Annotated in this window: 20 protein-coding genes; 10 read left to right on the forward strand and 10 right to left on the reverse strand. The window is 69.8% G+C overall.

The window, feature by feature from the left end; translation table 11 throughout:
• Position 1: 1 nt before the first annotated feature.
• Positions 2-1,009 (forward strand): L,D-transpeptidase, encoded by a 1,008-nt coding sequence (locus AB0F17_RS49760; RefSeq protein ID WP_358038802.1) that lies wholly within the window; start codon positions 2-4, stop codon positions 1,007-1,009.
• Here the strand turns inward: AB0F17_RS49760 and pcrA are convergent.
• Positions 1,006-3,225, reverse strand: coding sequence for a DNA helicase PcrA (gene pcrA / locus AB0F17_RS49765; protein ID WP_358039121.1), 2,220 nt, complete (start codon positions 3,223-3,225; stop codon positions 1,006-1,008). The genes AB0F17_RS49760 and pcrA overlap by 4 nt on opposite strands.
• 200 nt (positions 3,226-3,425) lie before the next feature.
• Between pcrA and AB0F17_RS49770 the strand changes: the two genes are divergently transcribed.
• On the forward strand, positions 3,426-4,145 hold the full coding sequence (locus tag AB0F17_RS49770) for a PIG-L deacetylase family protein (protein WP_358038805.1): 720 nt from the start codon (positions 3,426-3,428) through the stop codon (positions 4,143-4,145).
• Between the two features lie 174 nt (positions 4,146-4,319).
• Here the strand turns inward: AB0F17_RS49770 and AB0F17_RS49775 are convergent, their stop codons facing one another.
• From AB0F17_RS49775 to AB0F17_RS49800, 6 genes are all read right to left on the reverse strand, one after another.
• Positions 4,320-5,015 (reverse strand): CPBP family intramembrane glutamic endopeptidase, encoded by a 696-nt coding sequence (locus AB0F17_RS49775; RefSeq protein WP_358038808.1) that lies wholly within the window; start codon positions 5,013-5,015, stop codon positions 4,320-4,322.
• Positions 5,016-5,039: 24 nt separating this feature from the next.
• Positions 5,040-5,297, reverse strand: coding sequence for a WhiB family transcriptional regulator (locus AB0F17_RS49780; RefSeq protein WP_358038811.1), 258 nt, complete (start codon positions 5,295-5,297; stop codon positions 5,040-5,042).
• 80 nt (positions 5,298-5,377) lie between these two features.
• On the reverse strand, positions 5,378-6,013 hold the full coding sequence (locus AB0F17_RS49785) for a neutral zinc metallopeptidase (RefSeq protein WP_358038813.1): 636 nt from the start codon (positions 6,011-6,013) through the stop codon (positions 5,378-5,380).
• A 5-nt stretch (positions 6,014-6,018) separates the two neighbouring features.
• Positions 6,019-7,425, reverse strand: a complete 1,407-nt coding sequence (locus tag AB0F17_RS49790) for a glutamate--cysteine ligase (RefSeq protein WP_358038816.1) — start codon at positions 7,423-7,425, stop codon at positions 6,019-6,021.
• A 136-nt stretch (positions 7,426-7,561) separates the two neighbouring features.
• Entirely contained in the window at positions 7,562-8,194 is a 633-nt protein-coding gene (locus tag AB0F17_RS49795; RefSeq protein ID WP_358038819.1) for a response regulator transcription factor, read from the reverse strand.
• The gene (locus AB0F17_RS49800) at positions 8,191-9,402 is read right to left on the reverse strand and encodes a PspC domain-containing protein (protein ID WP_358038822.1); all 1,212 of its coding nucleotides are present in this window, start codon (positions 9,400-9,402) and stop codon (positions 8,191-8,193) included. Before AB0F17_RS49800 ends, AB0F17_RS49795 begins: the two co-directional genes overlap by 4 nt.
• A gap of 113 nt (positions 9,403-9,515) precedes the next feature.
• On the opposite strand from AB0F17_RS49800, the gene AB0F17_RS49805 reads away from it, so the two are divergent.
• The 8 genes from AB0F17_RS49805 to AB0F17_RS49840 all read left to right on the forward strand — a co-directional run bounded on the left by AB0F17_RS49805 (position 9,516) and on the right by AB0F17_RS49840 (position 19,637).
• Positions 9,516-11,150 (forward strand): PspC domain-containing protein, encoded by a 1,635-nt coding sequence (locus AB0F17_RS49805; RefSeq protein ID WP_358038825.1) that lies wholly within the window; start codon positions 9,516-9,518, stop codon positions 11,148-11,150.
• A complete protein-coding gene (locus AB0F17_RS49810) occupies positions 11,140-11,343 on the forward strand; it encodes a hypothetical protein (protein ID WP_358038828.1) in 204 nt (67 codons plus the stop codon). Before AB0F17_RS49805 ends, AB0F17_RS49810 begins: the two co-directional genes overlap by 11 nt.
• Before the next feature lie 71 nt (positions 11,344-11,414).
• On the forward strand, positions 11,415-11,897 hold the full coding sequence (locus AB0F17_RS49815; RefSeq protein ID WP_358038831.1) for a (2Fe-2S)-binding protein: 483 nt from the start codon (positions 11,415-11,417) through the stop codon (positions 11,895-11,897).
• Positions 11,894-14,209: a xanthine dehydrogenase family protein molybdopterin-binding subunit gene (locus AB0F17_RS49820; protein WP_358038834.1), complete on the forward strand. Its 2,316-nt coding sequence runs from the start codon at positions 11,894-11,896 to the stop codon at positions 14,207-14,209. The genes AB0F17_RS49815 and AB0F17_RS49820 overlap by 4 nt, the downstream gene beginning before the upstream one ends.
• Positions 14,206-15,060: a xanthine dehydrogenase family protein subunit M gene (locus AB0F17_RS49825; protein WP_358039124.1), complete on the forward strand. Its 855-nt coding sequence runs from the start codon at positions 14,206-14,208 to the stop codon at positions 15,058-15,060. Before AB0F17_RS49820 ends, AB0F17_RS49825 begins: the two co-directional genes overlap by 4 nt.
• Before the next feature lie 90 nt (positions 15,061-15,150).
• Positions 15,151-15,846 (forward strand): SRPBCC family protein, encoded by a 696-nt coding sequence (locus AB0F17_RS49830; RefSeq protein WP_358038837.1) that lies wholly within the window; start codon positions 15,151-15,153, stop codon positions 15,844-15,846.
• Positions 15,847-15,942: 96 nt separating this feature from the next.
• Positions 15,943-18,576: a CDP-glycerol glycerophosphotransferase family protein gene (locus AB0F17_RS49835; RefSeq protein WP_358038840.1), complete on the forward strand. Its 2,634-nt coding sequence runs from the start codon at positions 15,943-15,945 to the stop codon at positions 18,574-18,576.
• A complete protein-coding gene (locus AB0F17_RS49840) occupies positions 18,573-19,637 on the forward strand; it encodes a glycosyltransferase (RefSeq protein ID WP_358038843.1) in 1,065 nt (354 codons plus the stop codon). The genes AB0F17_RS49835 and AB0F17_RS49840 overlap by 4 nt, the downstream gene beginning before the upstream one ends.
• A 4-nt stretch (positions 19,638-19,641) precedes the next feature.
• Here AB0F17_RS49840 and AB0F17_RS49845 read toward each other — a convergent pair whose 3' ends face one another.
• Genes AB0F17_RS49845 through AB0F17_RS49855 form a run of 3 tightly spaced genes read right to left on the reverse strand, consistent with a single transcriptional unit; the run spans position 19,642 to position 23,043 of the window.
• Positions 19,642-20,691: a sulfotransferase gene (locus AB0F17_RS49845; protein ID WP_358038846.1), complete on the reverse strand. Its 1,050-nt coding sequence runs from the start codon at positions 20,689-20,691 to the stop codon at positions 19,642-19,644.
• A 17-nt stretch (positions 20,692-20,708) separates the two neighbouring features.
• The gene (locus AB0F17_RS49850; protein ID WP_358038849.1) at positions 20,709-21,554 is read right to left on the reverse strand and encodes a CDP-alcohol phosphatidyltransferase family protein; all 846 of its coding nucleotides are present in this window, start codon (positions 21,552-21,554) and stop codon (positions 20,709-20,711) included.
• A 49-nt stretch (positions 21,555-21,603) separates the two neighbouring features.
• Positions 21,604-23,043: a glycosyltransferase gene (locus tag AB0F17_RS49855; protein ID WP_358038852.1), complete on the reverse strand. Its 1,440-nt coding sequence runs from the start codon at positions 23,041-23,043 to the stop codon at positions 21,604-21,606.
• Between the last annotated feature and the right edge of the window lie 98 nt (positions 23,044-23,141).

The raw sequence follows: 23,141 nt of genomic DNA on the forward strand, positions 1-23,141 counted from the left end.
CTTGAATCCCCTCCCCCGGATGCTGGCTGTGGCCGCCCTGATCACCACAGTGGCGGCTTGTACCACGGAAGGAACGCCTGCCCCGGTGGCTCAGGCCGCCGCCACCTCAGTTCCCGCAGCCGGTGCGGCCGCACCGAAGCGGGCCGTACCGAGAACCTCGGTACAGAAGGTCGCGGCGAAGAAGGCCAAGCTGGAGATCGCCGACATCACCCCCGAAGGTGAAGCCAAGGAGAAGGTGGGTGTCGGCTTCCCCATCATCGTGACGTTCGACCGCGACGTGCCCGACCGGGCGGCGGCCGAGGCCGCACTGCAGGTGCAGGCGGAGCGGCAGGTCGACGGTGCCTGGCGCTGGGTTTCCGACCGCAAGGTCATCTACCGCACCAAGACGTACTGGCGCCCGCACCAGAAGGTTCAGCTCAACGCCCGCCTGAGCCAGATTCCCGGTAACGAGGCCGCCAAGGACGTCAGCCGCCGCTTCGCCGTCGGCTACTCCAACGTCTCGGTGGTCAACACCCGTAGCCACGTGATGAAGGTCCGGCGCGACGGCAAGCTGGTCAAGTCGATCCCGATCAGCGCGGGCCGGGGCGGCATGGTCAAGAACGGCGTGGACGTCTACCTGACCACCAGCGGCACTCACCTCACGATGAACAAGAAGCCGCTGGAGACCATGACCTCGGCGTGGATGGGCGTCACCGACCCCAAGGACCCTCAGTACTACAAGGAGGAGATCCCGTGGGCCGTGCGCATTTCCGACAGCGGCGAGTACGTGCACCAGAGCGCCGGCTACTACCAGTTTCTGGGACGTTCTAACCAGAGCCACGGCTGCGTCCGCGCCACCCCGGCCGGCGCCAAGTGGTTCTACGGCATCGCCCAGCGCGGCGACGTCGTAAAGATCACCGGCACCAAGCGCCAGCTCGGCTGGCAGAACGGCTGGGGCTACTGGCAGCTCAACTGGACCGAGTGGAAGAAGGGCAGCGCCCTCACCAAGGGCACTGCCGCCAAGAGCTAGAGCTTCTCCAGCGGAGCGTAGGCGAGGAGCAGCGTCTTCTCGCCTCCGCTCCCGAAGTCGATCTTGACCTTGGTCTTCTCCGCCACCCCGTCCACCGCGACGACGGTGCCCAGCCCGAACGCGTCGTGCGTGACCCGGTCTCCGGGCGCCAGCGTGGGCACCACGCGGGCGCCCTTCTTCGGCGCCGCCGTCTTGGCGGGCTCGCGCCGGGTCGCCGCACTCCACGCCGACTTCTCCGGCGGGGTACGCCAGTCGAGCAGTTGCACCGGCACCTCGCTGACGAACCGCGAGGCCGGGTTGAACGACGGCGAACCCCACGAACTGCGTACCGCGGCCCGGGTGATGTAGAGGCGCTTCTGGGCCCTGGTGATGCCGACGTAGGCCAGCCGGCGCTCCTCCTCCAGCTCCTTCGGCTCGCCCAGCGAGCGGACGTGCGGGAAGACGCCGTCTTCCATCGCCGTCAGGAAGACGACCGGGAACTCCAGCCCCTTGGCGGTGTGCAGGGTCATCAGCGTGACCACGCCCTGCCCGCCGTCGGCTTCGGGGATCTGGTCGGCGTCGGCCACCAGTGACACCTGCTCCAGGAACTCCACCAGCGTGCCCTCGGGATTGGCATCCTCGAACTCCGAGGCCACCGAGATGAGCTCGTTGAGGTTTTCCAGCCGGGACTCGTCCTGCGGATCCTCCGAAGCCTCCAGCTCGGCGCGGTAGCCGGTGGCGACCAGAACCTCCTCGGCGAGCGCCGACGGCGGCATGCCCTCGGCCTTGCCGATCAGCTCCTCGATCATCGCGACGAACTCGCGCACGGCGTTGAGCGACCGCGTCGCCATGCCGTACGCCTCGTCGGCCCTGCGCAGCGCGTCCCAGAAGGAGATGCGCTCGCGCGACGAGAGCGCCTCGAGCATCGCCTCGGCCCGGTCTCCGATGCCGCGCTTGGGCACGTTGAGGATGCGGCGCATCGACACAACGTCGGCGGGGTTGGCCAGCACGCGCAGGTAGGCCAGCAGGTCCTTGACCTCCTTGCGCTCGTAGAAGCGCACGCCCCCGACCACCTTGTACGGCAGGCCGGTGCGGATGAAGATCTCCTCGAACACCCGGGAGGCCGCGTTGGTGCGGTAGAAGACCGCCACGTCGCCGGCCTTGACGCCCTCCTCGTCGCTGAGCCGATCGACCTCCTGGGCCACGAACATGGCCTCGTCATGCTCGTTGTCGGCCACATAACCGACGATCTTGGACCCGTCGCCCTGGTCGGACCAGAGGTTCTTCGGCTTGCGCGACTCGTTGCGGGAGATGACGGCGTTGGCGGCGGCCAGGATGTTCTGGGTGGAGCGGTAGTTCTGTTCCAGCAGGATCGTGCGCGCGTCGGGGTAGTCGCGCTCGAACTCCAGGATGTTGCGGATCGTCGCGCCGCGGAAGGCGTAGATCGACTGGTCGGCGTCGCCGACCACGCACAGCTCCGACTGGTCGGCGCCCGAACGGACCAGCTCGCCGTCGGTCGTGCGCAGGTCGGGGCGGCCCACCAGCTCCCTGATCAGGATGTACTGGGCGTGGTTGGTGTCCTGGTATTCGTCGACGAGCACGTGCCTGAACCGCATCCGGTAGTGCTCGGCCACGTCGGGGAAGAGCTGGAACAGCGTCACCGTGTTCATGATGATGTCGTCGAAGTCCATCGCGCCGGCCTCGGTGAGCTTGCGCTGGTAGCTCTTGTAGGCCTCCGCGAGCACCTTCTCCAGGTGGGAGCCCGCCTTGTCAAGCGCGGTCTCGTAGTCGACCAGCTCGTTCTTGAAGTTGCTCACCTGGGCGGAGAACGACCGCGGCGGGTAGCGCTTCGGGTCGAGGTCCATCTCCCTGCACACCATCGCCATCAGCCGCTGCGAGTCGGCCTGGTCGTAGATGGAGAAGCTGGAGGGGAACCCGAGCCGCTTGGCCTCGCGGCGCAGGATGCGCATGCAGGCGCTGTGGAACGTCATCACCCACATCGCCTTGGACCTGGGCCCGACGAGCCGGTCGATGCGCTCCTTCATCTCGCGCGCGGCCTTGTTGGTGAAGGTGATCGCCAGGATCTCGCCCGGATGCACCTCACGCTCGGCGAGCAGGTAGGCGATGCGATGGGTGAGCACCCGCGTCTTTCCTGAACCCGCCCCCGCCACGATCAGCAGCGGACCGCCGTGATGGATCACGGCCTCCCGCTGCTGCGGGTTGAGGCCATCGAGCAAGGGGTGGTCAACAGAGACTTGGGTCGGCACGCACCTAGGTTAAGACTCTCCACCGACAATCGGCGCCTTGACGGCTGGAATCCCCAACCTGACCCCACCGATCGGACCCCGGCTCCTGAACCGCGGCCCCATCGGTCGGCGTCCGGAATGCCCGCCACGAGCCGCTGGTTGTCGTCAATGGACAATCCGAAAGGGAACAGATGCTGGCCGACAACGAGATCAACCGGGTACTTGTCGTGACCGCGCATCCCGACGACGCCGACTTCGGTGCCGCGGGCACGGTGGCACTCTTCGTCGATCGGGGTGTCGAGGTCACCTACCTGCTGGTTACGGACGGCGACGCGGGCGGCAACGAACGTACGCTCGACAACACCGGCATGGCCGAACTACGCAGGACCGAACAGACGGCGGCCGCCAAGGCGGTGGGCGTCACGGACGTCCGCTTCCTCGGCCGCGCGGACGGCACCGTGGTGCCGTCGCTGGCACTGCGCAAGGACATCGCCAGGGTCATCCGCCAGGTACGCCCCGACCTGGTGATCACCCACCACCCCGAGCGCAACTACCAGTTCATCGCCCCCAGCCACCCCGACCACCGCGCGGTGGGCGGCTCCACACTCGACGCCGTCTACCCCGACGCCCGCAACCCGTACGCCTTCCCCGAACTGGTCAAGGAAGAGGGCCTGGCGGCCTGGACGGTCCGCGAGGTCTGGCTCATGGGCGGCTCCACCCCCAACCACTGGACGGACATCACAGAGGCGATCGACCGCAAGCTGACGGCCTTGCAGTCGCACGTCAGCCAGGTGGCCCACGTGGAGGGCTTCGCCGACTTCGTCAAGAGCCGCTTCGCCTCGTGGGGCGAGCAGGCCGGCTTCGGCGAAGGCCACTACGCGGAAGGCTTCCAAACCGTCACCACCGCCTGACCCCCACCCCTGGGCCGTCCCGGCCTGCCGTGGAGTGGGTGCCGGGCCTTACCCCCGGACCGGCGCGGCTCTGAACCGTCCTCAGGCCCTCTGGGGGCTGGGCCGGCTGGGGAACGGGCCAGCCGTTGCGGAGGCCGGGAGCAGACGGTCTGAGGCGTTCTTGCGGGGCCGCTCTCATTTGCTGGGTGGGGGCTGTTTTCCGGCGATTCTGGCGAAGAGATAGCCGAGGGAGTTGGTTGCCAGGTGCAGCATGGTCGGGGCCGTCAGGCCGCCTCGGCGGCGTAGTTCGCAGAAGAAGACGCCTGCCGCGGCCGTCGATATGACGCTGCCCGTCACCACCCGTGCCGTGTCCAGATGGCCCGGCGTCTCGCCGGCCGTCAGGGCGCCGAGCGCGGGGTTGGCGCGGGCCATGTCCATTGCCGGGAGGATGTGCCACAGCCCGAACAGGGCCGACGACACCGCCGTTGCCACGACGCTTCCGTGCGTACGGCGGAGTGTGCCGTGCAGGACGCCGCGGAAGCCCACCTCCTCCAGCAGAACCGTGCCCAGGGGCACCTGGACCAGCGCCTCCTCCAGGACGCGTGCGCGCGACAGCGACAGGGCCCGGTCATCCTGGAACAGCGGCCGGGTGCGCGGCATCGTGACACCGGCCGTGTAGACGGCGGCGACACCCGCTGCCAGGGCACCGCCGATCCCCGCGCCCCTTTGCCCGTGTTCGAACCCGAGCTCCTGCCACGACACCCCGGACCGCCGCGCCATGGCCACCAGGGCGGCGGTCGCGGCGGCGGAGGTCAGGGGCGCGAGCCGGGGCGCCACCCGGTTGTTCAGGACGTTGGCCACGGCCAGGACGGCGATCGAGCGAAGTAGCACCCCTGCAGGCTACGTCGCGTGCCGCTAGGTGGCGGCTGGGCTGCGCCATCCTGAGGGGAAGCGGGAGCGGCGGCGTTCCTCCGGGGTCAGGCCGCCCCAGATGCCGTCCGCCTCCCCCGCGCTCAGCGCGTATGAGCGGCAGTCGGTCAGGACCTGGCAGGTGGCGCAGATCGCTTTGGCTCGCGCCTCCTGTGTGGCGGAGGGCGCGAGCGGGAAGAACAGCTCAGGATCGCTGGATCTGCAGGCGCCCCCGCGCAGCCAGCCGATCTCTCCCAATGGCATGGGGCAACGGTATGCCGACGTCATGATCGGCCGCATCATCCTTTGGGTTGACACGCGAGTACATCCCCAGCCGCAGCTTCTCAGCAGGCGGCCACGCCACCTTGGACGCCGTTGGTGAAGGCCTGCTGGCGTTGTTCGGCCGTGCCGTGGGCGCTGGGGTTGAGCCAGTCGTCTGTGGGGTCGCCCGCCGCCTCCAGGTTGCGGAACAGTTCGTCCTCGTCCCCCGGTTCCACCCGCAGCGCGCCCGCGTTGACCAGCGAGGCGAGCGTGCCGCCCGCGTAGCAGTCGGCCTGCAGCTCCGCCTGTACGTTCAGCTCGAACCCGGCCCGTAGCTGCGCCTGCACCGAATGCCCGAACTCGTGGGGAATGATCAGGTAGACCGAGCCGTCCCCCATCTCGGTCCAGAGCGACTCCATCCAGTCCTGGTCATAGGCGATGAAATGGCCGGCAGGGCAGTAGAAGGCGTTGTTCGGCACGGAAGGCTCGCCGCCACAGCTCGGCCCGGACGTACCGGAATAGGGGACAAAATCGGCAACAGGCCGATAAGTCCGGCCGAGGGTGCTGAACTGCTGCTTCCAGAACGCCTCCGTCAGCTCCCGCGCGGTCCGTACGTCACCCTCGAACGTGTCGGCCCCCGAAGCGTCCAGGGAGGCCGGCCGGGACAGCCCGCACGCGGCCAGGAGTAACACCAGGACAACGGCCAAGGATCGTCGCATCGGCATCACACGTCCCAAGTGTGCACCGGTTCGTTGCCATGCATGCGTTCTATGTAGTCAAGTGTCATCGCCCGCAGCGCCTCGTGCCGGTCGCCGCCGTGCGCCTGCACGCGTTCCACCTGCCAGGTCGACCCGGTACGGCCGGACAGGCAGCGGCCCTCGATGACCCCGAGCAGCCGGTCGGCCACGGGCCGGTCCACGCCCCACTTGCTGAGTCCCTCGTGGGCCATCGGGAGCAGGCGGCGCAGGATCAGCTCCCCGGCGGACACCTCGCCCAGGCCCGGCCAGTAGAGGCGGGCGTCGAGGCCGTGCCTGGCCGCGCTGTTCAGGTTGTCCTCGGCGGCGGCGAACGACATCTGGCTCCAGATCGGCCGCTCGGCATGCGGGAGTACGGCCATCAGCCCGTAGTAGAAGGCCGCGTTGGCCGCGATGTCGACCACGGACGGCCCGGCGGGCAGCACCCGGTTCTCTATGCGCAGGTGCGGGGCGCCGTCGGCCACCGCGTACACCGGCCGGTTCCACCGGTAGATCGTGCCGTTGTGCAGGGTCAGCTCGTGCAGTTCCGGGATGCGGCCCTGTTCCAGCTCGGCCCGCGGGTCCTCGTCCTCGCAGAGCGGCAGCAGCGCCGGGTAGTACAGGACGTTCTCCTCGAACAGGTCGAACACGCTGGTGATCCACCGCTCGCCGAACCAGACGCGCGGCCGTACACCCTGGGCCTTCAGCTCGGCGGGACGGGTGTCCGTGGCCTGCTCGAACAGCGTGATCCTGGTCTCGCGGTGCAGCTCCTTGCCGAACAGGTACGGCGAGTTCGCGGCGACGGCCACCTGCGGTCCGGCGATGGCCTGGGCGGCGTTCCAGTGCGCGGCGAACTGCTCCGGGCTGACCTGAAGGTGGAGCTGCACGCTGGTGCACGCGGCCTCGGGGGTGATGCTGTCGGCGTGGGTGTCGAGGCGTTCGACGCCCTCGATCGACAGGTGCAGGTCCTCACCGCGCGCGGCGAAGATCTGCTCGTTGAGCAGCCGGTAGCGCGGGTTGGCCGACAGCGCGCCCTCGCCGATCTCCTGCTCGCGCAGCGTGGGCAGGATGCCGATCAGGACCAGGTGGCCGCCCTCGGACTGGGCGCGCTCCTCGCCGTGGTTGAGCCGGGCCCTGACGTCGTTCTCCAGCCTGAGCGGCCCGTCGCCGCCCAGCTCCTGGGGCTCGATGTTGATCTCGATGTTGAACTGGCCCAGCTCGGTGGCCCAGTCGGGCTGCTCGATCGCGGCGAGCACCGCGGCGTTGCACATGGCCGCCTCGCCCGCCGCGTCCACGATGTTGAGCTCGATCTCCAGCCCGGCGAGGGGCCGGTCGCGGTCGGCCTCGAAGCGGGCCTCGCGGAGCATCTGGGCGAAGACATCAAGGCATCGCCGCACCTTATCCCGATATTTCCGTCGATCGTCTCGGCTGAACACGACGACCGGTACGTCCCTGCCCATTCTGGAAATGTCGCATGCCAGAGCCAACTAAGCCAGCACCTCGGCCTCCGCATGAGACAAACGGGCAAAGCCGCTAGACGAGCCGCCTGGCGGTGGCCCAGCGGGACAGCTCGTGCCGGTTGGACAGCTGGAGCTTGCGCAGCACCGACGACACGTGCGTCTCGACCGTCTTGACGGAGATGAACAGCTCCTTGGCGATCTCCTTGTAGGCGTAGCCACGGGCGATCAGGCGGAGCACCTCGCGCTCGCGCTGCGTCAGCGAGTCGAGCTCGGGATCGATGGACGGCGCCTCCGACGAGGCGAACGCGTCGAGCACGAACCCGGCCAGCCGCGGCGAGAAGACCGCGTCGCCCTCGGCCACCCGGCGGATGGCGTCGGTCAGCTCCTTGCCGCTGATGTTCTTGGTCACGTAGCCGCGGGCGCCGCCGCGGATGACGCCGATCACGTCCTCGGCCGCGTCGGACACCGACAGCGCCAGGAAACGTACCTGCGAACCGGCGCCGAGCACCCTGCGCAGCACCTCCTGCCCGCCGCCGCCGGGCATGTGCACGTCGAGCAGGACCACGTCGGGGCTGAGCTCGGCGATCGCCTTGACCGCCGTCTCGACGTCCTCGGCCTCGCCGACGACCTGGATGGTGTCGCCCAGCTCGGCTCGTACGCCCGCGCGGAACAGCCGGTGATCGTCGACGATCAGCACCCTGGTCATTGCGTCTCCACCTTCATCGTCAACATCACTTCTGTCCCCTCACCGGGCTCGGTGCGCAGTCTGGCGGCACCGCCGTGACGTTCCATTCTCCCGATGATGGACTCCCTGATCCCCATTCTGTCGAGAGGCACCGCGTCGAGGTCGAATCCCTTGCCACGATCTCTCACGAAAATCGTGACTTCTTCGCCCTCTACCTCTGCATAGACGGCTATAGAAGGACTTCCAGAGTATTTTGCGGCGTTGACCATCGACTGCCTCGACGCCTTCAGCATGGCGGCCAGCTTGCCGGCCGGGTCGAGTGGGATGTCGCCCACGCAGACCACCTCGATCGGCACGCCGTGCGCGTCCTCCTCTTCCGCGGCGATCCTCCGTACGGCCGCGGCCAGCGTCGCGTCGGCGTCCTGGGCGGGCTGGTAGAGCCAGTTGCGCAGGTCGCGCTCCTGCGCGCGGGCCAGCCTGGTGACCTCGCGCGGGTCGTGCGCGACGCGCTGGATCAGCGTGAGCGTGTGCAGAACCGAGTCGTGCACCATGGCCGCGACCTCGGCCCGCTCCTCCGACCTGATGCGCTCGCGCCGCTCCAGCTGCAGTTCCTTCCACAGGCCCGCGAGCCAGGGCGCGGCGATCACCGCCAGCCCGCCGACCACCACGATGGTGAACATCAGGCCGGGCCTGGCCTTGGACAACTCTCCCTGGGCGGCCAGGAAGCCCGCCGCGCCGATGACGACGAGCGCGATGCCGAGCAGCGTGCGCACCCGGTTCTTCCTGATGCTCTTGGTCGCCCCGCTCACCCAGTTCCGGCGGCGTTCGGGATCGGCCTGCTGCCACAGGATGATCGCGCCGATGCCGCCCACAGCGAACGGCAGCAGGCCGATGCCTCCCTTGGAGGCACCGGTCAGCCAGCTCGCGGCGAACAGCGCCACACCGATCGCGCTGAACGCCGCGAGCTGGCTCCAGTCGCGCTGTGGCGACTGCTGCCCCTCGTGCGGCTTGCGGGGCGTGATCATCCAGAGCACGGCGTAGGCCACCATGCCGACACCATCCACCACGCTGAGCAGCACGAACATCAACCTGATCACTACCGGATCAAGCTTCAGCTGAGCCGCGAGCCCTTGTGCGACGCCGCCGAGCAGCCGGCCCTCCATGGGGCGCATCATCCGGCGGTACGGCGCGTCGCCACCGGGTTCGGCAAGAGTCTTTTGGTCAGCCATAACATCGCCATCGTCACATGTCGCGTGCGTTGGGGACATCAGGGAACAACCCCCGGGTCGGGTCAGGGGTCTCCCCGATGGAGATCGCCGCCGGGTGGGGCCACGATAGTGGCATGACAGAAGCACCGCCGAAGAGACCGGCCGCGCCGCCCAGCGCGCTGCGACGCAGCAGCGAGGGGCGCTTCCTCATGGGAGTCTGCGCCGGGCTCGGGCGGCACACCGGGATCGACCCGGTGGTGTTCCGCGCGGGGTTCGCGGTGCTGCTGTTCGGCTCCGGGTTGGGGCTGTTCCTGTACATCGCGGCGTTCCTGCTGATGAAGGAGCCGAACGGGCGGCCCGGTTACATCGAGCAGTGGACCCGGCGCGACTTCGCCGCCGACACCGTGATGGCGCTGCTCGCAGCGGTGCTCGCGGCCGGGCTCGGCATCAACCTGGCGTCGGTCTGGCTGGGCACCGGCACGCTGGTGGTCGGCATGATGCTGGCCATCGGGCTGCTGGCGGCGCACACCAGCGGCGTGGACCTGCTCGGGCTGGTCCGGTCGATGCCCGAGCGGCTCAACCGCCGCCCCCCGCAGGGCGAGCCCGACCCGTTCCTGTACGACTTCTCCCACTCGCCCATCCCGAGCCCCACCGCGCCCACGACGGGCTATCCGCGGTCCCGCCCCGCCGACTCGTACGCGCGCGAGCCGGTGACGGAGCCGGCGCCGCCCGCCGCCCCCGAGCCGCCGACCGCCCCGACGCGCGTCAACCCCGTCACCGCCGAGGCACCGCTCGACGAGCCGGCCGCCGCCCGGGCTGAGCCGTATGGGGAGCCATACCAGGAGCCGTCTCGGGAACCGTCTCAGGAGGCGCGTCACGAGCCGTCCCAGGAGCCGCGTGACGAGCCGTCGAACGAGGCGCGTCACGAGCCGTACGGGTCGCCGTTCCAGAGGCCCGGCGGCGAGACGACGCCGCCCGCCGCGCCGCGTTACCGTACCGAGCCGAGGACCGCCGTCACCTACGGCGAGCCGTTCGCGCCGAGGGGCCCCTACGAGCCGCTCGACCCGCGCAGGCGGTCCGGCGGCTACTCACCGTACGACCCCGCCCTGTACGGCCGGCTGGCGCCCCCGCCTCTGCTTCCGCCCCGCCAGAAGCGGCCCAGATCGTTCATCGGTGCCATCACCATGTTGCTGGCCATCATCATTGGAGGGATCGTCGTGGCGGTCCAAAGCAGGTCCGCCTCGGGGGTCAGTCCCACCCTGGTCGGCGGCGCCGTACTCGTCACCATCGGCGCCGGGCTGCTCATCGCGGCCTGGTGGGGCCGCGGCGCGGGGCTGGTCGCGATCGGCACCCTGGTCGCGCTGCTGATCGGTCTCGGCCTGATGGTCGGGGACCTGCCGCGGAACGTCGGCGACTTCGTCTGGCGGCCGACCAGCATGGCGGAGGCGAGCAAACTCTACGACGTGGGCGTCGGGGACGGCCGGCTCGACCTGTCCGCACTCAAGCTCACTCCGGGCACCAGCCTGACGTTCAACGCCAAGGTCTCGATCGGCGAGCTGACGGTGATCGTGCCGCCGACCGCCAGGGTCGAGGTGCACGCCAGCAACAAGGTCGGCGACATCAAGGTGGACCAGTCGCTCAGAGGCGGCGTCGACGTCAAGTTCGACAAGGTGCTGGAGCCCGACACGCACCCGAAGGGCGCCGTCTCGACCATCGTGCTGAACCTGAGGGGCGGCGTCGGCGACATGGAGGTGCGACGTGCAGCGTGAGGTCGACAAGCCGCGCAGCGTGCACAGGACCGACTGGATGGCGCTGCTGAGCGGCACGCTTTTTCTGGTGCTCGGCATCTTGATCCTGACCCGGGCGATCACGGACTCCCTGGTCCTGGTGTCTCTCGTGATCGTGGGACTGGGCTTCGCGGGGCTCGTGGCGGTAATCGCGCGGGTGATCCGCGGCAAGTAACCCTTGACCGGGAAAAACACGAGCGTACGTTGGCTTTGTCCGCGTTTCCCGCGCTCCTCTGGGGAGGACGTATGCCTCGGATAGCCGTCACCGTCGACGGAGTCAAGTACGAGGAGGAAGTCGAGCCGCGACTTCTTCTCGTTCACCTGCTACGAGAACGTCTGGGCAAGACCGGCACCCCGGTCGGCTGCGACACCAGCAACTGCGGCGCCTGCACCGTGATGCTCGACGGCAAGAGTGTGAAGAGCTGCTCGGTGCTCGCCGTACAGGCTGACGGCTGCGACATCGTCACCATCGAGGGCCTGGGCGCCAACGGGACGATGCACCCGATGCAGCAGGCCTTCCACGAGGAACACGCCCTGCAGTGCGGCTACTGCACGCCCGGCATGGTCATGGCCGCGATCGACCTGCTCAGGGAGAATCCGGACCCGTCGGAGGACGCCATCAGGGAGGGCCTGGAAGGCAACCTCTGCCGGTGCACCGGCTACTGCAACATCGTCCGCGCGGTACGGCGGGGCGCGCAGGAGATGGGCCAGGCGGTGAGGACGCCGTGACCGAGGTCGGGAAGGCGCGGAAGCGCAAGGAGGACGCGCGGCTCCTGACCGGGCGCACCCAGTGGACCGACAACCTGCGGCAGCCGGGGATGCTGTACGTCACGTTCCTGCGCAGCCCGATGGCGCACGCGCGGATCACCGGCGTCGACGTCTCGGCGGCGCGCGACCTGCCGGGTGTCGTGGCGGCGTTCAGCGGCCAGGACTTCGCCGCCGAACAGGGCAGCCTGCCGTGCGCCTGGCCGGTGAGCGAGGACATCGTGATCCCCGACCACCCGCCGATGGCCGTGTCGGAGGTGCGTTACGTGGGCGAGGCCGTCGCCTGCGTGGTCGCCACCGACCGCTACCTGGCCGCGGACGCGCTGGAGGCGATCGAGGTCGACTACGAGCCGCTGCCGGCCGTACTCGACATGAACGAGGCGCTCACCCCGGACAGCCCCAAGGTGCACGAGGCGGGCAACCAGGCGTTCACCGTGAAGATCACCTCAGGTGACGTCGAGGCGGCCTTCAGGGACGCGCCGGTGGTCATCGACCGGACCTACATCCAGCAGCGGTTGATCCCGAGCGCGATGGAGCCGCGGTCGGTGCTCGCGACCACCGACGGCGACTCCTTCACGCTCTGGTCGGCCACGCAGATCCCGCACGTCCTGCGCGTCATGCTGGCCGTGGTGACCGGCATCCCCGAGCACAAGATCCGGGTGATCGCGCCCGACGTGGGCGGCGGGTTCGGCTCCAAGCTGCAGGTCACCGCGGAAGAGGTGCTGTGCCTGCTGCTCACCAAGCGGCTGGGCAAGCCGGTCAAGTGGACGGAGTCCCGCTCCGAGGGCAACCTGACCGTGCACCACGGCCGCGACCAGATCCAGCACCTCAGGCTGGCGGCCGAGGCCGACGGGCGGATCCGCGGGCTCCAGGTGGAGCTGCTGGCCGACATGGGCGCCTACCTGATGCTGGTCACGCCCGGCGTGCCGCTGCTCGGCGCGTCGATGTTCAACGGCATCTACAAGATGGACGCCTACGAGTTCGGCTGCACGGGCGTCTTCACCACGAAGATGCCGACCGACGCCTACCGTGGCGCGGGCCGCCCCGAGGCGACGTACGGCATCGAGCGGCTGATGGACGAGCTGGCCGCCGAGCTGCGCCTGGACCCGCTGGAGGTGCGGCGGCGCAACTGGATCAAGCACGAGGAGTTCCCGTTCACCACCATCTCCGGGCTGACCTACGACTCGGGCAACTACGAGGCGGCGACGGACAAGGCGATGGCGCTGTTCGGCTACGACAAGCTGCGCGCCGAACAGGCCGACCGGCGTGACCGGGGCGACCCGGTCCAGCTCGGGATCGGCGTGAGCACGTTCACCGAGATGTGCGGGCTGGCCCCGTCCAGGATGCTCGGCGCGGCCAACTACGGCGCGGGCGGCTGGGAGCACGGCTCGGTGCGCATGCTGCCGACCGGCAAGGTCGAGGTCGTCACCGGCAGCTCCCCGCACGGCCAGGGACACGTGACGGCGTGGAGCCAGATCACCTCCGACGCGCTCGGCGTGCCGTTCGAGGACATCACGGTGCTCCACGGCGACACGGCGATCGCGCCCCGGGGCATGGACACCTACGGCTCGCGCTCGCTGACCGTCGGCGGCATCGCCGTGCTCAAGGCGTGCGACAAGGTCAAGGACAAGGCCAGGAAGCTCGCCTCGCACCTGCTCGAATGCTCGCCCGACGACCTGGACTTCGCCGAGGGCGTGTTCAAGGTGAAGGGCACCGACTCCCAGAAGAGCATCCAGGAGCTGGCCTACGCCGCGTTCACCGCGCACGACCTGCCCGAGGGCGTCGAGGCGCGGCTCGACTCCGACGCCACCTTCGACCCGGAGAACTACTCCTTCCCGCACGGCACCCACCTGTGCGCCGTGGAGGTGGACACCGAGACCGGCATGGCGAAGATCCGCTCGTACGTGGCGGTCGACGACGTGGGCAAGGTGGTCAACCCGCTGATCGTCGAGGGCCAGATCCACGGCGGCATCGCGCAGGGCGTCGCGCAGGCGCTGTACGAGGAGGCCGTCTACGACACGGAGGGCAACCTGCTCACCACCACGATGGCCGACTACCTGCTGCCGACGGCGATGGACCTGCCGGACTTCGTCACCGACAGGACCGAGACCCCGGCCACCAGCAATCCGCTGGGTGCCAAGGGCGTCGGCGAGGCGGGCACGATCGCCTCGACGCCGGCCGTCGTCAACGCCATCGTCGACGCGCTGCGCCCGCGCGGCGTGCACGACATCCAGATGCCATGTACACCCGAGCGGATCTGGAGGGCGCTGCGATGATCCCGGCCCAGTTCGACTACGTCCGCGCCGGCTCGCTCGGCGAGGCCGTCCAGGAGCTCGCCGCCGACGAGGACGCCAAGGTCCTCGCCGGCGGGCAGTCGCTCCTCCCGCTGCTCCGGCTGCGGCTGGCCTACCCGTCGAAGCTGGTCGACGTGGGCCGCCTGCCCGAGCTGACGGGCGTGCACGACCGTGGCGACCACGTCTTCATCGGCGCGATGGCCACGCACGACGAGGTGATGCGCTCCGGCGTGGTCAACGGCGACTGCCCACTCGTGGCGCTGGCCACCACGAAGGTCGCCGATCCCGCGGTACGGCATCGCGGCACGTTCGGCGGCTCACTGGCGCACTGCGACCCGGCGGGCGACCTGCCCGCGGTGGTCCTGGCGCTGGAGGGCGTCTTCGTGACCAGGTCGCCCGAAGGCGAGCGGGAGATACCCGCCGCCGAGTTCTTCGTCGACTACCTGGAGTCGGCGCTGCGGCCGGGAGAGATCCTGGTCGGAGTGCGGATCCCGAAGCTCGGCGCCGGCTGGGGCTATCACTACGAGAAGTTCCACCGGACCGCGCAGTCGTGGGCCATCGTCGGGGTGGCCGCGGCGGTCAAGCGGTCCAACGGAACGATCGAGGAGGCGAGGATCGGCCTGACCAACATGGGCCCGACGCCCGTGCGGGCCCACGCGGTCGAGACCGCCCTGCGGGGCGTTCAACTGGGCGATCAGGTACGGCAGGCGTGCGAGGAGGCGGCGGCCGGCACCTCGCCGCCCGCCGATCTGCACGCCCAGCCCGACTATCGCCGGCATCTGGCCAGAGTGCTGACCCATCGCGCGATTCTGAACGCCGCCGGATCCCTCTGACCGTTCGAGGGGGCACCTCTTCCGGGGCGCCCCCTCTCAGACGTAATGTCGCAATCAGGCGGGGCGCAATGACGCGAGAGGAGCGGATCGATGGCGATGCGGTTCGAGCACGAGTTCAGCGTTCCGGTGCCGGTCGAGCAGGCGTGGGCCATGCTGCTCGACGTCGAACGGGTCGCCCCGTGCCTGCCGGGGGCGTCGCTCGACATCTTCGAGGGCGACGAGTTCACCGGCCGGATGAAGGTCAAGGTCGGTCCGATCACCGTGACCTACCGAGGCTCGGCCAGGTTCGAGAACGTGGACAAGGACGCTCACACGCTGACCATCCAGGCGTCGGGCAAGGAGGCCCGCGGCGCGGGCACGGCCTCGGCGACCGTCAAGGCCACGCTGACGCCCGGCGACGGGTCCACCGCGGTCTCCGTCGAGACGTCGTTCAACGTGACCGGCCGGCCCGCCCAGTTCGGCCGCGGGGTCATGGCCGAGGTCGGCGCGAGGCTCATCGACAGGTTCGCGGGCAACCTCGCGCAACTGCTGGCCGAGCCCGCCCACGAGGCGACCGCCGTACCCGAGGAGCCCCAGGAGGGCGGGCCGCGGCTGAGCGCGGTGCCCAGCCCCGAGGAGGACGTCCGGCCCGCCGGGACGCTGCGTACGTCGCTCACGCCCGACGAGGAGGCGCTCGACCTGCTGGAGATCGCCGGGACGCCGCTGCTGAAGCGGGTCGCGCCCGTCGCCGGGGCGCTCGCGGCGCTGCTGCTCATCGGCTGGTTGATCAGACGGCTCATGCGCTGATTCAGCAAAAAGACCATCAAGTCCGGACACTTCACTCGGAGCCGGGGCAGCTTATCTCCACATGTCTCATTTCGGGGGACCTTCGGGGGAGATGGCATGCCGGACTGCACCGTTGTCGTCATCACCTACAACGACGCGACCCGCCTTCCCAGGGCCGTGCGCTCCGTACTCGGCCAGTCGTTGCGCGATCTCGAAGTGATCATCGCCGACGACGCGAGCACCGACGACACGGCCCGGGTGGCGGGCGAGCTCGCACGGAGCGATCCACGCGTCCGCTACCTGCGCAGGCAGACCAACAGCGGCGGCTGCGGCGCGCCGCGCAACGACGGTCTCGACGCGGCGGCGGCGCCGTACGTGATGTTCCTCGACAGCGACGACGAGCTGCCCAGGCACGCCTGCAAGAGCCTGCTCGGCGAGATCGAGCGGACCGGCGCCGACTTCGTGGCCGGGCAGATCTCGCGGCTGTACGAGGGGAGCGGGCGGCTGGCGCCCTACTATCCCTCGCTGTTCGCCAGGCGGCGGGTCGTGGCGGGCATCCGCGAGGAGCCCGAGCTGTTCCTCGACTCCTTCAGCACCAACAAGCTCTACGACGTGCGGTTCCTGCGCGAGAACGGGCTGCGCTTCCCGGAGGACATCCACTACGAGGACCACGTCTTCGCCACCGGGCTGTACGCCATGTCGCGCCGGTTCGCGGTCGTGCCCTGGGTGGTCTACCACTGGCACCGCGCACCCGACGACAGCTCCATCTCGCTCAACATCAAGGAGATGGACAACGTACGGCACCGCGTGGCGGCGGCCCGGCTGAGCGACGACCTGCTGCGCGCCCACGACGCCGGAGACCTGGTGCCGGCCAGGCAGCAGCGTTTCCTCAGGCAGGACCTGCGCGTGTACCTCAACCCGCTGCCCAGGCGCGATCGGGCGTGGGTCGCGGAGTTCGCCTCGATCGTCCGGCCGTACCTGGAGGAGGTGCCGGCCGAGGCGTTCGAGTGGATCGAGCCGATGGCCCGGGTCTGCTGCCGGCTCATCCTCGACGACCGGGTCGACGACCTGATGGTGGCCGCCCGGTCGCTGTCCTACCCGTGCGCCGCCCCGCGGACCGCGGTACGGCACGCGGGCCGTACGTACTGGGGCACGACGGTCACGCCCGGCATGGACATCACCAGGCTGCGGATGGCCGAGCTGCCCTACACCGCGGCCCGGCTGCGGCACGAGGTGACCGAGATCGCCGCCGACGGCGAGCGGATCCGCATGGTCGTGCATACCTACGACCCTTTTGGGATGCTGCCCAGCGCATGGGCGGCCTTCCTCCAGCTCGGCGGCGAACGCGTCCCCATCAAGCCCGTCCCGTCCGGTGACGGCGGGTACGTGAGTGAGATCACCTTCACGCCCGCGGGCTCGTGCGATCCGCGCATCGGCTTCACCAGGATCTCCGACGGCCGCGCCACGACCGACCGGCTGATGGCCCCGCCCACCATGGAGCCGATCGCGCTACGGGGGCGCACGGTCACCGCCGAGGGCAACGCCGCGTACCTGCGCGTGCGCGCGCCATCGGTCACGCCGCTGCGCCGGCGGATCAAGCACCGGCTGATGAAGCGGCTCAGCACGCCGGCGATGAAGCTACGCTTCTACAAGGCGGTGATCCGCCTGCTCCCGCCGCGCCCCGACCTGGCCCTGTTCGAGGCCGACGTCGGCAAGGGCTACACCGGCAGCCCGCGCGCCATCTACGAGGAGCTGCGGCGGCGGAACCTGCCGATCGACGTCGTCTGGTCCGTGGCCAGGAGCCGGGCGAACTTCCCCGGCGACGCGCGGCTCGTACGCCGCGGCGGCTGGCACTACGTGTGGCTGCTGGCCCGCGCGGGCATCTGGGTCGACAGCCACGGCTTCCCCCTCAACTACCCGAAACCACCCGGGACCCGCTATCTCCAGACCTGGCATGGCCAGGGCATCAAGTCGGTCGGCTTCGACGCGCCCGACCTGCGCGCCGACTTCGACCGGCCGCGCGACGAGTGGCGCGCCGCCGTCGCCCGCTGGGACGCGCTCATCTCGCCGAGCGCCGAGTTCTCGCGGATCTTCCTGCCGTCCAACGGCTACCGGGGCTGGGTCCTCAGGTACGGCACGCCGCGCTGCGACGCGCTGGTGCGCCGGGAGACCAGGCACGACGTCATGGCGCGGCTGGAGATACCGCCGGGCACGAAGATCCTGCTGTACGCGCCCACCTATCGCGACCGGGCCAAGAACAGCGGCCAGTCGATCCGGGCGGACCTGGAGCTGATGGCCGAGGAGCTGTCCGGCGAGTGGGTGCTGATCCTGCGGACGCACCCGGTGGAACGTTTCCGGACCCCGCAGCACCTGAGGCACTTCGTCCGGCCCGCCGGGTCGTACCCGGAGATCAACGACCTGATACTGGCCTCGGACGCGCTGCTCACGGACTACTCCTCGGTGATGTGCGACTACGCGCTGACCGGCAAGCCCATGGTGTTCCTGATCGACGACTGGGACGAGTACCGGCTGGCCGAGCGGGGCGTCTACCACGACCTGCCCGCCATCGCCCCCGGGCCGTGCGTCACGACGACCGAGGAGGTGGTGGCGGCGATGCGGGAACTGCCGGCCCTGCACGCGGCCTACGCCGAGCGGTACGCGGCCTTCCATCAGTTGTGGTGCGCCGACGAGCGGGGGGACGCCGCCGCACGCGTCGTGGACGCCTTCTTCGGGCGCCGGGCGGCGTCATGACCGTGATGTTCGCGTGCATGGACGCCGACACGCTGGGCGGCATCCAGCAGGTGACGCACACGCTGGCGGAGGGGCTGGCCGCACGCGGCTACGACGTGCACGTGGTCGGGCTGCACCGGGCGGCGGCGCCGTTCCGCTACGTCGAGGCGCCGCGCTACCGGCACCACGTGATCAGCCCGGAGCCCGTGGGACCACAGAGCCCGCGGGCCCGCCGGCGGGCCGACGAGCGGCTGGCCGCCCTGCTCGGCCCGATGCGGGCCGGTTTCGCGGTGCTGACCTCGCCGGGGGTGGTGACCCGGCTGGCGTCCCTGCTGCCCCGCTCACTGCGTCCGGTCGGGCAGTATCACGGCTCGTACGAGCACGCCCGCGGCTGCTGGCACCTCGGCTCGATCAGGCGGCACTACCCCAAGCTCGACCAGGCGATCTTCCTCAGCGAGGACGACGCCTGGCGCTTCTCCGAGGACGCGCTGCTGCCCAACACCTGGACCCTGCCGAACCCGCTGGCGCGCTGGCCGCTGGAGGCGTCCGGGCTGGACACGCCCAGGGTGCTGGGAGTGGGGCGGCTGGAGGGGATCAAACGGTTCGACCGGCTCATCAGCGCGTTCGCCAGGGCCGCGCCGCCGCCGCCGTGGGAGCTGCACCTGATCGGCGACGGCGCCGAGCTGGAGCGGCTGCGCGCGCACGCCGTGCGCGAGGGCGCCGGGGACCGGGTGGTGTTCAGAGGCCGGGTGCCCGCCGCCGACATGCCGGGCGAGTACCTGAAGGCGGCGGTCCTGGGGATGACCAGCGAGCACGAGGGGTTGCCCGTCGTGCTGCTGGAGTCGGCGGCGCACGGGGTGCCCGCCGTGGCGTTCGACGTGTCGGGCGGGGTGCGGTCGGCCGGGCCGGTGCTCGTCCCGGCCGGGGACGTGGACGCGTTCGGCGCGGAGCTGGCCCGGCTGATGGGCTCGGTGCGCGAGCGGCGGCGCCTGGGCGCCGCCGCTCGGGCACGGGCCGGCGCCTTCCGGCTCGACCACGTCCTGGACCGCTGGGAATCCCTGTTCGCGCACCTGGCCAGGTGAGGGTTCAGCCCGCGCGCTGGGCCAGCTCGGGCGATTCGTTGCGCGGCTGCGGCACCCCGGCGAGCACCTGCTGCGTCGAGGTGAGCAGCGCGGCGACCGGGCTCGGCTCGCGCAGCCGGTTGATGCGGTCGCGCATCGCCTTGCGCATCCGGCTGGCGCGGCGCTTCTGCATCGTCTTCTGCAGGGACAGCACGTGCTCCTTGGCCGCCGCCGGCGCGCCGGTGAGCTCGTATCCGTTGGCCTGGAGCCGGGAGCCGAGCACCTGCTCGCACAGCGCGATCTCCCAGCCGTCCAGCCGGTTGGTCCAGCTGCCCACCCTGCTGCGGGTGACCTCGCCGTGCGTGTTGCGGTGCCAGACCTTGTGCGGCGGGACCGCCACCTGGGCCGCCTCGCGCGGTGAGACCATCATCGGGTCGAAGTCCTCGTCGAGGAAGTGGCAGAGCTTCTTCATCTCGGTCGCCGGGTCGTCGGTGAGGTCCTCGTACCGCAGCTCGTAGTAGGAGTCCTCGGGCATCGTCCGCCTCAGCTTGTTGCCCGCGTCGATGGCCTCGGCCCAGGTAGAGATCCCGTGGAAGGAGTCCAGCGTGTACCAGGGCATCTCCTTCAGCGACGAGACGCAGTCGCGGCCGTCCCTGATCAGGTGGATGAACTGGGCGTCCGGGAAGAGCCTGAGCAGCATGTCGACCTGCTTGACGTAGCTCGGCCGCTTGTCTCCCCAGCGGGGCTTGTCGAACCGGTCGGCGTACATGCGGAAGGTGGTGCCGATCACCGAGCCGAGCGACCCGGGCCCCTCGACGACCTGCCGGACGTAGTCGTCCTTGGCGAGCTTGAGCTCGTGGAACTTGGTGCTGCGGTCGCCGGAGATCCACTGCGCGAGCGCGCGGCGGCGCTCCTCGACGCGCAGGTCGCCGAACGTGCGGCGCCGATGGTAGGCCGGCACCAGGAACCTGGTCTCCGGCGCCACCGCGATCCGCGGGTGCGAGTGGAGCATGAGCTGCAGCATCGTGGTGCCGGAACGCGGGCACCCGACAACGAAGATGGGCCGGTCAGACATGAAAAACCCCCGAAAACTTAGACGAGAACGTGCTCTCGGCTCCCCTTGGAGGGCACGCGGTGCTTGCGTGTGAAAAGCCACATCCGGCGGACGAGGACGACCTCATTGGCCAGCAGCAGGACGCTGGCGACCGCGGAGATCGGGATCAGCGCCACGGGTCCCAGAAGCGGCGCGACCACGAACACAGCGGCGTGGAACTCGATGCCGCTGATCAGGTGAGAACGGATACGGCGGCGGGCCATGGCCTTGTTGATCCGCCGTGCGAAACGACGTCTCCGGCCGAGCGGCGGCCTCTGGCGCGGCACCCACACCTCGACCTCGTCGTCCTCCACGTGGCCCGCGGCCTCCGCCTCCGGCTCCACCTCCGCATCGGCTTCAGCCTCAGCCCGGACCGTCTCGCGGACTCGCCTCATCTGTGGCGCGTTGACGTACCTGAACAGGTCGACCACCGCCACCGCCGCGCCCATGACGACGTATCCGACGTCGCCGGTGATCGCGTACTGTCCGTAGGCGAGCCCGGCGGCGCAGAACACCACCCTGATCCGGTCACCGAGGTAGTCGAGCCACAGACCGAAGGGCGTCCCCGAGCCCTTGAGCCGCGCGATCTTGCCGTCCAGGCAGTCCACCATGAAGCTCAGGTAGAACATGACCGCCCCCGCGGCCAGCCGGTCCATCGCCAGAAAAGTGGCCGACACCATGCCGAGGACCAGTGACAAGACCGTGAGCTGGTTGGGCGTCAACCGGGTGTGGTTGGCCACCAGCAGAGCGGCCCGGCAGGCGACCGGGTCCACGAAGTACACGGTCCACCAGGAGTCTCTCCGCTTGCGTGTCGCGTAGACGTCATCGAGCGAATAGGTCCTCATGGCTGACAAGCATGGCGACGCGCCGTCGTCTTCCAATTACTCTCTGGAACTACTGGGTGATGTCCATGCTGGTTCTTGACCATCCTGGCACCGACAGCCGCCAGACCTTCTGCGCCTCACCTTCGCGAAAGCACCCCTTCAGCACCAGGCCGCACAATTCCACCCGGGCGTGCAGCCGCCAGCTCGGGCCGCCCTTTTCGAGCAGCTCCGGGTCGATCGCCACCTGGACACCCCGCTCGCCCGTACGCTCCACGTCCAGCATCACCCGGCGCTCACCGTCGGTCAGCCACATGTCGACCCGGGTCGGCTGCCGCGGCACCCGGTGGATGTACGCCTCGCCGCGCACCTCGAACCGGTCCCCCACCCAGTCGCACTCGTCGACCATGGCCACCAGCTTGAGCTCTTCGCTCGCCTCGAAGACCGCGTCGGGGATCTTGAGGGTCCGGTCCCGGAAGTAGGGGTAGTCGCCGTACCAGCCGACCTCGCGCGGCAGGATCGGGGTGCCGTTGACCGAGTCGCGCCTGAAGCCGCGCACCTCCCGCAGCTCCTTGACCAGGCCGCGGCTCAGCAGGTGGAGTTCGAGCCTGCGCAGCGACGCCACCGAGCCGAGCGCGACGGGGCTCATCCCGGCCAGCCACTGCTCCGAGAGTTCGAGCAGCGGCCCGATCTCGTCGTCCTGGCAGTACTCCAGCCCCTGGAACAGGAAGAGGAGGTCCTTCTCCAGCACCAGGCCGTCGAAGGCGTCGATGAGCTGGGGCGCCTTCTCCGCGAGGAAGGCCCGGACCGCCCGGATGGCGGCCAGCCGTTCGGCCAGGTTCGACAGCTCCGCCCGCCGCTGCGTGATGGAGCTCTCCCCCTCCTCGCGCTTGCGCCAGTGGTAGACGATGTCGGGCAGCACGTCGACGCCCGTCGCCAGCACGTGCGCCCGCATGCTGAGCGGCACGTCCTCATAGATCCCCGCCGGGAACTCCAGCCCGTGCTCGTGCCAGAAGTCCTTCCGGTAGACCTTGTTCCACACAGTGCGGTCCCTGATCAGGACCTGCCGGTCCAGGATGTGCGAGCGCGGCGCGTGCCGCCTGAACACCTTCTCGTGCAGCGACGACACGGCCAGCTCGCCCTCCGTCAAGCGCAGCACCCCGCCGCACGCGAAGTCCGAGCCGCTCTCCCGCAACGACCCGACCAGCAGCTCGTACGCCTTGGGCGGCACGACGTCGTCACCGTCGGCGAAGGCCAGATAGGTGCCGCGGGCCCGGCGGATCCCCGCGTTGCGCGCCGGACCGGGGCCCTGGTTCGGCTGGTCGAACAGGACGAAGCGGGGATCTCGCTCCGTGAACTCCCGCGCCACCCGCACGCTTCCGTCCACGGAGCCGTCGTCGACCAGGATGACCTCGATGTCCTCCAGCGTCTGCGCCGCCAGGGACTCCAGGCATTCGGCGAGGTAGGGCTCCACGTTGTAGATCGGGACGACGACGCTGAGCATGGGCGTCATACCGAGAAGCTCCCTTGGGTCGGGGTTGGGGTCGAGGGCAGCATGCCTTGGCCATCACCCCGGCACGACCTTCGCTACCGCCTGCTGATCGGCTCTTT

The sequence above is a fragment of the Nonomuraea sp. NPDC026600 genome (assembly GCF_040638335.1).
Classification (GTDB): Bacteria; Actinomycetota; Actinomycetes; order Streptosporangiales; family Streptosporangiaceae; genus Nonomuraea.

Excerpts from the sequence above, each read along its gene's own strand:
- AB0F17_RS49770 (WP_358038805.1), top strand. The coding sequence starts at position 3,426 with ATGCTGGCCGACAACGAGATCAACCGGGTACTTGTCGTGACCGCGCAT.
- AB0F17_RS49780 (WP_358038811.1), bottom strand. The coding sequence starts at position 5,297 with ATGCCATTGGGAGAGATCGGCTGGCTGCGCGGGGGCGCCTGCAGATCC.
- AB0F17_RS49785 (WP_358038813.1), bottom strand. The coding sequence starts at position 6,013 with ATGCGACGATCCTTGGCCGTTGTCCTGGTGTTACTCCTGGCCGCGTGC.
- AB0F17_RS49795 (WP_358038819.1), bottom strand. The coding sequence starts at position 8,194 with ATGACCAGGGTGCTGATCGTCGACGATCACCGGCTGTTCCGCGCGGGC.
- AB0F17_RS49800 (WP_358038822.1), bottom strand. The coding sequence starts at position 9,402 with ATGGCTGACCAAAAGACTCTTGCCGAACCCGGTGGCGACGCGCCGTAC.
- AB0F17_RS49805 (WP_358038825.1), top strand. The coding sequence starts at position 9,516 with ATGACAGAAGCACCGCCGAAGAGACCGGCCGCGCCGCCCAGCGCGCTG.
- AB0F17_RS49815 (WP_358038831.1), top strand. The coding sequence starts at position 11,415 with ATGCCTCGGATAGCCGTCACCGTCGACGGAGTCAAGTACGAGGAGGAA.
- AB0F17_RS49825 (WP_358039124.1), top strand. The coding sequence starts at position 14,206 with ATGATCCCGGCCCAGTTCGACTACGTCCGCGCCGGCTCGCTCGGCGAG.
- AB0F17_RS49830 (WP_358038837.1), top strand. The coding sequence starts at position 15,151 with ATGGCGATGCGGTTCGAGCACGAGTTCAGCGTTCCGGTGCCGGTCGAG.
- AB0F17_RS49835 (WP_358038840.1), top strand. The coding sequence starts at position 15,943 with ATGCCGGACTGCACCGTTGTCGTCATCACCTACAACGACGCGACCCGC.
- AB0F17_RS49840 (WP_358038843.1), top strand. The coding sequence starts at position 18,573 with ATGACCGTGATGTTCGCGTGCATGGACGCCGACACGCTGGGCGGCATC.
- AB0F17_RS49845 (WP_358038846.1), bottom strand. The coding sequence starts at position 20,691 with ATGTCTGACCGGCCCATCTTCGTTGTCGGGTGCCCGCGTTCCGGCACC.
- AB0F17_RS49850 (WP_358038849.1), bottom strand. The coding sequence starts at position 21,554 with ATGAGGACCTATTCGCTCGATGACGTCTACGCGACACGCAAGCGGAGA.
- AB0F17_RS49855 (WP_358038852.1), bottom strand. The coding sequence starts at position 23,043 with ATGACGCCCATGCTCAGCGTCGTCGTCCCGATCTACAACGTGGAGCCC.